This is a genomic window from Elstera litoralis (assembly GCF_000963705.1).
GTDB lineage: Bacteria > Pseudomonadota > Alphaproteobacteria > Elsterales > Elsteraceae > Elstera > Elstera litoralis.
In genome coordinates this window covers 1-9,547 of sequence record NZ_LAJY01000154.1, presented here as the reverse complement: position 1 = coordinate 9,547, position 9,547 = coordinate 1, and the positions used below count along the sequence as shown (strand labels likewise).

The window sequence follows — 9,547 nt, the reverse complement described above, 5'->3', positions numbered from 1 at the left end:
GGGCTGCTGCTCGCCTGCGTCGCCTTTCTGCCCGCGCCGTTCCTCAGCCTCGGCGACGCCCCGATCTTCTTCATCCTCGCTATCGCCACCGGCCTGACGATGGGGGCCGATCTCATTCTGCCGCCCGCCATGCAGGCCGATGTGATCGAAGCCGATGCGCGGGCGGGCGGCGGCGACCGCGCCGGGCTCTATTTCGCGCTCTGGGGCATGGCGACCAAAGCCTCGCTGGCGCTCGCGGTCGGTCTCGCCTTCCCGCTGCTCGATCTCGCCGGATTCGTGCCCGGAACGACCGGATCGCCCGGCGGCTGGGCTTTGGCCGCGCTCTACGGCGGCGCGCCGCTCGTGTTCAAACTCTCGGCCTGGCGGTTATTGCGCGGCTATGGCCTCGACGAAACCGCCCTCGCCCGCCTCAGTCCCGCTTTAGGAGTAAGCTCATGCCCCGCCGATGGCTCTACGCCGCCCCAATCGTCCTTTTCCTTGGCACCTTTGCCCTGCTCACAGGATGCAGCACGATGAAACCGCAGGATTTTGCCAACACCACCCCCCGCTTTGTCGTCGAAGACTATTTCGCGGGCAAAACAAAAGCCTGGGGGATTTTCGAGGATCGCTTCGGCACTTTACGCCGCGATTTCATCGTTGAAATCAGCGGCACCTGGGACGGCAAAACCCTGACGCTCGACGAAGATTTCACCTATAGCGACGGCGAGAAGGACCGGCGCATCTGGACCATTCTGAAGAAAGACGAGCATACCTACGAGGGCCGCGCGGGCGATGTCGTCGGCACCGCGACGGGGCTCGCCTATGGTAAAGCGCTCAACTGGCGCTACGATTTGAACCTGAAAGTCGGCGACGGGACCTGGCGCGTCGCCTTTAACGATTGGATGTTCCTCGCCGATAAGGACACGCTCATCAACCGCGCGCGCGTGTCGAAATTCGGGGTAGAGATTGGCCAAGTCACGCTGTTTTTCCGCAAGGAACCCGGCGCGATCCAGCGCAGCGAAGCGCTCGACCCCTGGTCCGGGCCGGGCATCGCTGCCGCGCAATAATTTTTTGTCTCCTATTGGGGACAAATTCGCTTGCGACATTTTGAAAGGCCACTTACACATGTCCCCACACAGGGACATTGGATAGGCCATTCCCTGATTAATCAGGGAAACCGCTATGCTCGCTCATCCGCCCACCCTCGCCCTTCTGTCGCTTCTGCTGCTCGGGGCGTGCGCCAATCAACAAACCACCAATACCGGCTTCATCCAGGCGCAGGCCGGAAAGCCGGTTGCCTTGGTCGCCGATGCAGAGGATGCCGACCGGAAAATCTTCACCGCCCCGCCTGCCGTGTTGGCCGGATACCATAGCTTCATTCTCGATGAGGTCGCGCTCCGCCCGGGCCCGCAGATGCCCGCCGATACCGCCGCCGAGGTACGGGACGATCTGAAGCAGACCTATGCCGATGCGCTGCGCCAGGCGTTTTGGCACGCGGCTGAAGCAGGTCCAGCAGCCCGGCCCCGGCGTTCTGCGGGTCAAAGCGGCGATCACCGGGTTCGAGCGCGCGAATGTGGCGCTCAATGTCGTTACCTCCGCCCTTGTCGGCCCCGTGACCGCAGGCGGGGCGGCGTCGGAAGCTATCGTTATCGATAGCCAGACCCAGGCCCCGGTTCTTGCGCTCGCCACCCATTCCAACGGCACACCGCTGATGGGCGGCCCCGTTGGCTATTTCACCCAGCACGGCCACGCCCGCCGTGCCCTCGCCCGCCATGCCGAAGCGCTGGCCGAGTTTATACCCCCTGTAGCGGCGCGTTAGGGGGGGGAACCCGGTTATGATGGGGTTGGAACCGGCCGAGTTCGGTGATAAAGCCACCGGCGGATCACAGGTGCGGTTCCGCTAAGCCGCCGACGATGATGAAGGATGGCGTAGTCCGCTGGAGCGTGATCGTCTCAACCGCCGCAAGCCTGTATGGACGCGAAGGGATGACAATCATGACCGAAAACGAAGCCACTCCGCCCCGCCCGCGTAACCGTTCGGCCACGGAAACCCGGATTTTAGAAGCGGCCCGGGTGATTATCGCCCGCGATGGCTTTACCGCGCTCGGCGTAAATGCCGTGGCCGCCGAAGCTGGGTGCGATAAAAAGCTGATCACGCGCTATTTCGGCGGGATCGAAGGAATTGTGGAAACCTTGGGCGGCGATCTTGGGTTTTGGGTCGGCCCGATCCCGCCCAAAGCCCAACCCGATGCGTCTTATGCCGACCGGATGGCGGAGTTACTGGCCGCATCCCAAGCGATGCTGGTCAATGATGATCTGCTTCAGCGCGTGCTCGCCGCCGAACTGGCTAGCCCCTCCGCCGCGCTGCTCGCGGTTGAACAGAAGCGTTCCGTGGCGATTGGGCGGTGGTTAGCCGAGGCGCTCGGCCCCCTCACCGCCCCCCCCGGGATCGATGGCCCCGCGATTAATGCCGTTGTACTCGGTGCAATGCACTATCTCACGCTCCGCGCGCGGACGACGGGCTGTTTCGCCGGGGTCGATCTCACTTCCGAGGCCGGGCGAGCACGGATCGACGCCGCGCTGCAAACCCTCCTGAAAAAAGGGCTCACGCCATGAGACCCTTAACCGCCCAGTGGCACTGACGGGGGTGGCGACCGCCTTCCCAAGCCTGCCAGCGATCGAAGTAACGCCGCTCGCCTTCATCGGCTGGCAAGCGTGGTTGCTGTGGCTGGGCGGTTGGCTGATTTGGCGGAAAGGATAGCGATTATGCGGCGGAGGCTATTTTCCGCCGCAACAAGCGCAACACCCAACCTAAGACGGGTAGTTTCTCGTAAAAGCCGGTCGCGGCATCCCAATGATCCCGATAGAGGCGAACGCGATTATCGGCATCGAAATAAAGCTCACTCATGCCGTCGAACGCTAAAATCTGCCCGCCCTGTGGGCGCTCGGCTTCAAAGCGCCAGCGCAGATACCAAGCATTGCCCGACCAAGCTTTATCGATCACCGTGAAGCGCACATTTTTGAGGGACACGAAAATGGCCGCGAACACCCGTTCGGTCGCGGCAATGCCGCTTACGTCATGGAACGGATCGATAAAGCGCACGTCGCCCGCCACCAACTCGGCCAAGTGTGGGACGGTTTCAGCGGTCAAATTTTCGAGATAGCGCTGAAACGGATCAATCGGCGGCACGCTGGTCATCTTATAATCCTGTCGAAACCCCGGTCTGACGGGCCACCAGCGCAAAATAAAGCCGGTATGGCAACACCCGAAGGAGCTTTAAAATATAAATGAACCGGCTGGGAAAGGCGATCTCGAACCCGTTCCCCTCAAGTCCGGCAATGATACGCGCCGCCGCCGCCGCCGGTTCTATGATGAACGGCATCGGGAACTCATTCTTATCGGTCAGCGGCGTGCGCACGAAACCGGGGTGGATCACCTGAACCGTAACGCCCGCCCCCGCCAAATCCAACCGCAGCGATTCGGCCAGTGCCGTGACCGCCGCCTTGCTGGCGCAATAGGCCCCGGCTTTCGGCAGGCCCCGATACGCGGCGACGGAGGAGACCAGCGCCACCCGCCCGGCTTTCCGAGCGGTAAAACGCGGCAGGATCGCCGCCAGACTATTCACCATACCGCCAAGATTGACGCTGAGCAGCCGATCATAGACCGTAGGATCAAAGGCCGCGCCATCGGTGGGCTGATGGGTGCCCGCGTTCAGCACGGCAACGGTAATCGGCCCCGCCGCCGCCTCGACCGCGTCGACCACTGCCGCCAAACCGGCCCGGTCGGTAATATCGCCGGGAAAGGCGCGAATCCGGCCCTGACTTTCCGCTACCAGCGCTGCCAGCCCCTCGGCCCCCCGCGCCGTCGCCGAAACCGTCCAGCCGCGCTGAAGCGCCGCCAGCGCCACCGCTCGGCCAATGCCTTGGCTCGCGCCGGTAATCCACAAATGGGTCATGGCTGCGTCTCCAGAGTTTTGAGAAAGCGACGCGAATCGTCCGCAATCGCGGATCGGCGCTCCTCGGTCAGCTTGTCGAGCGTACGATACGGCATGGCAAGGCGCGGGTTTCGGCCCAGTTTCTCGCGGTGTTCGATCAGGAAATTCCAGTAGAGATAATTGAACGGGCAGGCCTTCGGGCCGTTCTTTTTAGCCACGTCGAAGCGACAGCGGTCGCAGTAATTCGACATTTTATTGATATAGGCCCCGCTCGCCGCATAGGGCTTGCTCGCCATCACGCCGCCGTCGGCAAAAAGCGCCATGCCGAGTACGTTCGGCAGTTCCACCCACTCCACCGCATCGGCATAAAACTGCCAGATACCATTCCGCCACGTCCGCCGGGTGCGCGCCGATCAGAAGCGCGAAATTCCCCGTAATCATCAACCGCTGGATATGGTGGGCATAGGCCGTGCGCTTGGTTTGGTCGATCACTTGGCGCAGGCAGTTCATCTCGGTCGCGGCCGACCAGTAGAAGCCCGGCAGGGGCCGGGTCGCGCCGAAGAAATTCAGGTCGGCATAGCGCGGCATATGCAGCCAATAGAGCCCGCGCACATATTCCCGCCACCCTAGTATCTGCCGGATGAAGCCTTCCGCCGCGTTCAGCGGCACCCGCCCGGCGCGATACTCGGCTTCCACCCGGTCGCAAACCGCTTTCGGATCGAGCAAACCGACATTCAGGTAAAGCGCGATGCGGGCGTGAAACAGCACATCGCCGCCGTCCGGGGCGCGGTCCTGGCGCATCGCATCCTGATAGGTGCCGAAAAAGGGCAGCGCGTGGCGGCAGAAATGCTCGAACGCGGCGTCGGCCTCTGCGGCGGTCACGGCATAATCGAACCCGCCAAGATCGCCGAAATGGTTGGAAAAGCGCGCCGCGACCAGGGCGAGCACGCTTTGCGTAATCGCATCCGGCGCGACCCGAAACAGCGGCGGTGCCAGCACCTCCGGCGGCAGCGCGCCCCGGTTTTCGGCGTCGAAATTCCATGCCCCACCCTCTGGCTTGCCCTCGGCGGTCAGCAGAATGCCCGTGCGGCGGCGCATGTCGCGGTAGAAATACTCCATCCGCAGCCCCTTGCGCCCCTCGGCCCAGGCGGCAAACTCGGCGCGGGAGCAGAGAAACTGATCGTCGGGGCGCATCTCAACGGCAAGGCCGAGATCCTCCTGCCAGCGCTGCGCCGCATCCCACAGCCGCCATTCGCCCGGCGCGGTGAGTATCAAACGCGCGCAGGGAAGCTCTATCTTCGCCCGCGCCACCGCGTCGGCGATGCTGGCACAGGGGGTAGGATCGTCGAGCGCGATATAAAAAACCCGAACGCCGCGCGCCCGCAAACTGTCGGCGAAATGGCGCATGGCGGCGAGGAAGAAGGCAATTTTCTTGGGGTGATGCGGTACATAGCGGGTTTCGGCCTCAACTTCTGCCATCAGCACCCAATCCTGTTCCGGATCGAGATCACGTAAAGCCGAGAGCTGGGGCGTTAGCTGGTCGCCGAGAACGAGCCGAAGCGCGCCGCTCATGGCGCGGCGGACGCGATGGCGGGCGCGGGCTTAGCGCCGTCCGGCAGCAACGCCACATCCGCCGGCGTGATCCGCTGGTAGCGGATCACCGAGCCGCGCGCGACGAACTCCAGCCCGGCCCATTCGCCATTGGCGAGATACCAAAGCTCCATCTCCAAATCGCCGCGCACTCGGTAGCGGCTGGCTTTTGCGGGAACGCCCGCAACGGTGATCGTCTCCTCGCCGATCCGCTGAATTGCGACGTTGCGCAGGCGCCCGCTTTGCGTATCGAGCCAAAGGCTGCGGTCCAACGCCGCGCGGTGCCAGTAGCTCGTCGGCAGAATATCTTTGGGGAGCGATCCGCTGGCCTCGCCTTGATCGAGCCGGAAGCCGTCGGGCGTGCTCCGGCCCACGATTTTGAAGGCGTCGCCATCATCGTCGGTCGCGGTCTCAATCCGCGCCAAACGCCCGTTCTGCCACGCCTCCCGGTTCCGATGGGTATAGCGAAACACGGTGAGCGGGCCGAAATCGACTTTCAAATCAATGGCAATATTGACCGTCAGCGCGTCGGCCGTGCCGGAGAAGCTTATGCGGTGCGTGCCGAACGGCGCACCGTCCCGCTCTACCGTAAAGGCCAATTCGCGCGGGGCTGCCTGCTGCGCCAGCGCCACCGGGGTCATTAGCAGCGCCCCCGCGAGGGCCAAGCCGAAAAGCCTGCGCATCGCCTATCCTTTCACCCGAAGCGTGGACCGTCCGCCGTCCACCGCGAAAACCTGACCCGTGATCCACCCGGCGCGCGCGGGATCGAGCAGGAAGGCGGCGAGTTCCGCCACCTCCTCGGCCTCGCCAAGCCGGGGGATCGGGTGCAAGGCGGCAATGCCCTTGGCCATCGCCTCATTTTTCGTAAACGGCTCGGCTAGGGGCGTTTGCGTGAGGCTCGGCGCGATGGCATTCACCCGCAGCTTCGGGGCGAGTTCGGCGGCGAGCGACCGGGTCAACCCCTCAATCGCGCCTTTCGCCATCGCAATGGCGGCGTGATTGGCAAAGCCTTGCGCCACCGCCACGCTCGAAACCAGCACCACCCCCGCCCCCGGCGTCAAAAACGGTTGCGCCGCCTGAACCGCGAGCGCCGCGCCGAGCGCGTTCAAGCGAAAAGCATCGAGAAAATCCGCCTCGGTCAACCGCGCCAAGGGTTTGAGCGGGATCGAGCCGACCAGATAGGCGAGCCCGGATAAACCATCCCCGCCAAGCTGGGCGATGGCGGCTTTCAGTCCCACCGCGTCCATCGCATCGGCCACGGCATAGGGGGCGTTCAACTCTTGCGCTAAGGGCGCGAGCGCCGCCGCCCGCCGCCCGATTAAGGCAACCGATTGGCCGTTCTTATGCAGGTTGCGGGCGAGCGCCGCGCCAATCCCGCCGGGGCCGATAATCAGAGTCGGGGCCATGCTGCATCTCTCCTAGCTTCCTTACGTGTACGAGCCTCGCCCGGCCTTAGATCACTCGGCAGCCCAACGCGAATAGCGGCTTGACAGAAAAGAGCCCGGCTCTTAAAAACCACTCCTCGCTTTGGCGAGGGCGCTTAGCTCAGCGGGAGAGCACATCCTTCACACGGATGGGGTCACAGGTTCAATCCCTGTAGCGCCCACCATTCTTTTCAGAATGGCTCGTCTTCGGACATTATCATCTCCTTAAATTTCGACGGCAAACAGCACAGGCGCCTCGTCTTACAGTGTTGATAAAGCAGCCATCAGCCATTCTAAAGAATCAAAAAATTCAAAGACTAGAAAACGATGTAAAGAATCATAAAAATTACTGAAACTAAAATGACATAAATAAGAAAATGCTTCCGAAGCTAAGTCTTCGTTAATGACATGGAACTGTAAAACTCGCCGGATATAAGCGGTACAGCATTTTTTCACCGTCAGCGAGTTGCCAGCCATGACCGATCGTCAGAACGACGTGCTTTTCCCCCTTTTCGCGCAAGTTACGCAAGCGGGCGTCAGTCGACGTAATGTGCTGCGCTCATTAATGGCCGCCGGGATTATCGGCTCGCTCGTCGGTCGCGACGCCGAAGCGCAAACCGCCAGCCGCACCGTGACTTTCGATCACGGTGTTACCAGCGGCGATCCGCTGGCCGATCGTATCATTCTATGGACGCGTGCCACCTCCGCCCAAGGCGGCGATTTCTACGTCACCTGGGAACTCGCCAGCGACGCGAATATTACCCAGATCGTCGCCTCTGGTGTCGCCCTGTCGCTGGCCTCGCGCGACAATACAGTGAAGGTCGATGTGACCGGCCTGCGTCCGGGCTCGACCTATTACTACCGCTTCTCCTTTGGCAGTACGCTGTCGACGGTCGGCCGCACCAAGACGCTGCCGGAAGGCGCGGTTTCGAACGTTAAATTCGCCGTCTTCTCCTGCGCCACGCTGCAAAAGGGCTATTTCAACGTTTACGCCGAAGCCGCCAAGCGCGACGATCTCGATGCCGTGCTGCACTTAGGCGATTATATTTATGAATATGGCCCCGGTGGCTACGTCACGCCCGCGCTTGCCGCCGGTGTGGTGAAGGAAGTCCGCGCCGCCGAACTTCAGCCGCAAAAAGAAATCATCACCCTCGCCGATTACCGTACGCGCCACGCCAACTACCGCAGCGACCGCAATCTGCAAGCCCTCGCGGCGAAGGCCCCGTGGATCGTGGTGTGGGACGATCACGAATCGGCGAACGATACCTACCGCGCCGGGGCCGATAATCACACCGAAGGTAAGGAAGGCACCTGGACGGATCGTCGCGACGCCGCCCTGCGCGCCTATTTCGAATGGATGCCCGTACGCGAGCCTTTGTTCGCCGCCGGATCGGGTGAAACGGTTCCCCGGCTCTACCGGGCGTTCGATTACGGCAATCTGCTGCGCCTCGTGATGCTGGATACGCGCATGACCTCGCGCGACAAGCAGATCACCAGCCCGACGCAGTTTATCGGCCTGTATCAGACCGCCACGGCCGACGGTCGCTTCCCCGCCGACGTGAACGCCGACGGCACGCAGCGCCAACTGCTTGGCACCACGCAGGAAGTTTGGTTGGGCGACCGGCTGAAAACCTCGCAACAGACGTGGCAGGTCATTGGTCAGCAGATCCTCTATCAATGGCAGCCGGCCCCGGATCTCGCCAATACCAAACTGCTGACCGACGCGCAAAAGGCCCAGATCAATGGGTTGATCGATCAGATTTTCGGTGCAGGCGCCGCGCAGCAATTCGCCGCCGTCGCCGCCCTGGGCGGCCCGAACCCCGAAACCTCGGATAGCTGGGTTGGCTATCCTTCGGCCCGCGCTCGCTTTGCCCGCACGCTGCTTCAGGCGAAGAACCCGGTCATTCTCGCGGGCGATACCCATAACGCTTGGGCGGCGGACCTGCGCCTACCCACGGCGACCGGGGTTCTCCCGATCGGCGTCGAAGTCGGCACGCCGGGTGTCACCTCCCCCGGTTACGAAGAAATCTTCGTTGGCGTCCCGCCGCTGGCCGTGGCCGGCATTATTCAGGAAAGCGGCGCGCGCAATCAGGCCAATGACCAGCTCGTTTATGCCGACACCTCCCAACGCGGCTATATGCTGGTGGATATCACCCACGAGCGCGTTGCGATTGAATGGACCTACGTCAATACCGTCTTCTCGCCGACCTATACTGCGTCGATGCAAAAGCGTCTGGAAGTAAAGCCGGGCCAGAAGAAGTTCAGCACTACCGTCTAAAGTTTCGCCCCCACGCGGAAAAAACGCCCAGGCCTCGTGCCTGGGCGTTTTGTTTTGGGGCGATGCCTCAGCGCGGGCGGGCGGGAAGCGCCGGGATCGGCGGGAATTTGGAACGCGTCGGCGGGCAGCGGCGAGGGTGCTGCGCCGGGGGTTCCCGCAACCACCCGATGCGCGGTCAAACCATCCGGACTGCGCAGCAACAGATGATCGGCCTCGATCCGCTCGACCCGCCAGCCTCCACCGTTTCGCCGACCGCAATCAGCCAGCGTTTCCCCCTCAGCGTCACGGCGGCGCGCCCCTGCCCCGCCGTGCGCACTGTGCCGATGAAACCAAGCGGCGGC

Annotated in this window: 14 protein-coding genes and 1 tRNA gene; 8 read left to right on the top strand and 7 right to left on the bottom strand. The window is 62.8% G+C overall.

What is annotated here, in order from left to right; translation table 11 throughout:
* On the top strand, window positions 1–516 hold a 516-nt coding region (locus VZ95_RS07205; protein WP_045775252.1), incomplete at its 5' end, for an MFS transporter.
* Window positions 513–1,046 carry a DUF3833 domain-containing protein gene (locus VZ95_RS07200; protein WP_045775251.1) on the top strand — a complete coding sequence of 178 codons (534 nt, stop codon included), beginning with the start codon at window positions 513–515 and terminating at the stop codon, window positions 1,044–1,046. The genes VZ95_RS07205 and VZ95_RS07200, both read left to right, overlap by 4 nt.
* 97 nt (window positions 1,047–1,143) lie before the next feature.
* Here the strand turns inward: VZ95_RS07200 and VZ95_RS25290 are convergent, their stop codons facing one another.
* Window positions 1,144–1,473, bottom strand: a complete 330-nt coding sequence (locus tag VZ95_RS25290; protein WP_198148148.1) for a hypothetical protein — start codon at window positions 1,471–1,473, stop codon at window positions 1,144–1,146.
* Between VZ95_RS25290 and VZ95_RS07190 the strand changes: the two genes are divergently transcribed.
* The 3 genes from VZ95_RS07190 to VZ95_RS28050 all read left to right on the top strand — a co-directional run bounded on the left by VZ95_RS07190 (window position 1,448) and on the right by VZ95_RS28050 (window position 2,740).
* Entirely contained in the window at window positions 1,448–1,798 is a 351-nt protein-coding gene (locus VZ95_RS07190; RefSeq protein WP_198148147.1) for a DUF3313 family protein, read from the top strand. The genes VZ95_RS25290 and VZ95_RS07190 overlap by 26 nt on opposite strands.
* A 176-nt stretch (window positions 1,799–1,974) precedes the next feature.
* Complete coding sequence (locus tag VZ95_RS07185) at window positions 1,975–2,595, top strand: TetR/AcrR family transcriptional regulator (RefSeq protein ID WP_198148146.1); 621 nt, start codon at window positions 1,975–1,977, stop codon at window positions 2,593–2,595.
* 16 nt (window positions 2,596–2,611) lie between these two features.
* The gene (locus VZ95_RS28050) at window positions 2,612–2,740 is read left to right on the top strand and encodes a hypothetical protein (protein WP_269747076.1); all 129 of its coding nucleotides are present in this window, start codon (window positions 2,612–2,614) and stop codon (window positions 2,738–2,740) included.
* Between the two features lie 3 nt (window positions 2,741–2,743).
* On the opposite strand, the gene VZ95_RS07180 is transcribed toward VZ95_RS28050, so the two are convergent.
* Genes VZ95_RS07180 through VZ95_RS07160 form a run of 6 tightly spaced genes read right to left on the bottom strand, consistent with a single transcriptional unit; the run spans window position 2,744 to window position 6,910 of the window.
* Window positions 2,744–3,178 (bottom strand): nuclear transport factor 2 family protein, encoded by a 435-nt coding sequence (locus tag VZ95_RS07180; protein WP_045775249.1) that lies wholly within the window; start codon window positions 3,176–3,178, stop codon window positions 2,744–2,746.
* Between the two features lies 1 nt (window position 3,179).
* Window positions 3,180–3,935 carry an SDR family NAD(P)-dependent oxidoreductase gene (locus VZ95_RS07175; RefSeq protein ID WP_045775248.1) on the bottom strand — a complete coding sequence of 252 codons (756 nt, stop codon included), beginning with the start codon at window positions 3,933–3,935 and terminating at the stop codon, window positions 3,180–3,182.
* The gene (locus VZ95_RS28640) at window positions 3,932–4,237 is read right to left on the bottom strand and encodes a hypothetical protein (RefSeq protein ID WP_332308024.1); all 306 of its coding nucleotides are present in this window, start codon (window positions 4,235–4,237) and stop codon (window positions 3,932–3,934) included. Before VZ95_RS28640 ends, VZ95_RS07175 begins: the two co-directional genes overlap by 4 nt.
* Window positions 4,167–5,486 (bottom strand): cryptochrome/photolyase family protein, encoded by a 1,320-nt coding sequence (locus VZ95_RS07170; RefSeq protein ID WP_332308023.1) that lies wholly within the window; start codon window positions 5,484–5,486, stop codon window positions 4,167–4,169. Before VZ95_RS07170 ends, VZ95_RS28640 begins: the two co-directional genes overlap by 71 nt.
* A complete protein-coding gene (locus VZ95_RS07165; RefSeq protein ID WP_045775247.1) occupies window positions 5,483–6,187 on the bottom strand; it encodes a DUF6134 family protein in 705 nt (234 codons plus the stop codon). The genes VZ95_RS07170 and VZ95_RS07165 overlap by 4 nt, the downstream gene beginning before the upstream one ends.
* A 3-nt stretch (window positions 6,188–6,190) precedes the next feature.
* Window positions 6,191–6,910: an SDR family NAD(P)-dependent oxidoreductase gene (locus tag VZ95_RS07160; RefSeq protein WP_045775246.1), complete on the bottom strand. Its 720-nt coding sequence runs from the start codon at window positions 6,908–6,910 to the stop codon at window positions 6,191–6,193.
* A gap of 128 nt (window positions 6,911–7,038) precedes the next feature.
* Between VZ95_RS07160 and VZ95_RS07155 the strand changes: the two genes are divergently transcribed.
* From VZ95_RS07155 to VZ95_RS23930, 3 genes are all read left to right on the top strand, one after another.
* A tRNA-Val gene (locus tag VZ95_RS07155) sits at window positions 7,039–7,113 on the top strand.
* Between the two features lie 290 nt (window positions 7,114–7,403).
* Entirely contained in the window at window positions 7,404–9,206 is a 1,803-nt protein-coding gene (locus VZ95_RS07150; protein ID WP_052711563.1) for an alkaline phosphatase D family protein, read from the top strand.
* Between the two features lie 62 nt (window positions 9,207–9,268).
* Window positions 9,269–9,547: hypothetical protein (locus tag VZ95_RS23930; RefSeq protein WP_156995139.1), on the top strand; the 279-nt coding region annotated here is incomplete at its 3' end.

What these genes read in the sequence shown, in the direction of transcription:
- VZ95_RS07200 (WP_045775251.1), top strand. Translation starts at nt 513, where the DNA reads ATGAAACCGCAGGATTTTGCCAACACCACCCCCCGCTTTGTCGTCGAA.
- VZ95_RS07190 (WP_198148147.1), top strand. Translation starts at nt 1,448, where the DNA reads ATGCGCTGCGCCAGGCGTTTTGGCACGCGGCTGAAGCAGGTCCAGCAG.
- VZ95_RS07185 (WP_198148146.1), top strand. Translation starts at nt 1,975, where the DNA reads ATGACCGAAAACGAAGCCACTCCGCCCCGCCCGCGTAACCGTTCGGCC.
- VZ95_RS07180 (WP_045775249.1), bottom strand. Translation starts at nt 3,178, where the DNA reads ATGACCAGCGTGCCGCCGATTGATCCGTTTCAGCGCTATCTCGAAAAT.
- VZ95_RS07175 (WP_045775248.1), bottom strand. Translation starts at nt 3,935, where the DNA reads ATGACCCATTTGTGGATTACCGGCGCGAGCCAAGGCATTGGCCGAGCG.
- VZ95_RS28640 (WP_332308024.1), bottom strand. Translation starts at nt 4,237, where the DNA reads ATGGCGCTTTTTGCCGACGGCGGCGTGATGGCGAGCAAGCCCTATGCG.
- VZ95_RS07170 (WP_332308023.1), bottom strand. Translation starts at nt 5,486, where the DNA reads ATGAGCGGCGCGCTTCGGCTCGTTCTCGGCGACCAGCTAACGCCCCAG.
- VZ95_RS07165 (WP_045775247.1), bottom strand. Translation starts at nt 6,187, where the DNA reads ATGCGCAGGCTTTTCGGCTTGGCCCTCGCGGGGGCGCTGCTAATGACC.
- VZ95_RS07160 (WP_045775246.1), bottom strand. Translation starts at nt 6,910, where the DNA reads ATGGCCCCGACTCTGATTATCGGCCCCGGCGGGATTGGCGCGGCGCTC.
- VZ95_RS07150 (WP_052711563.1), top strand. Translation starts at nt 7,404, where the DNA reads ATGACCGATCGTCAGAACGACGTGCTTTTCCCCCTTTTCGCGCAAGTT.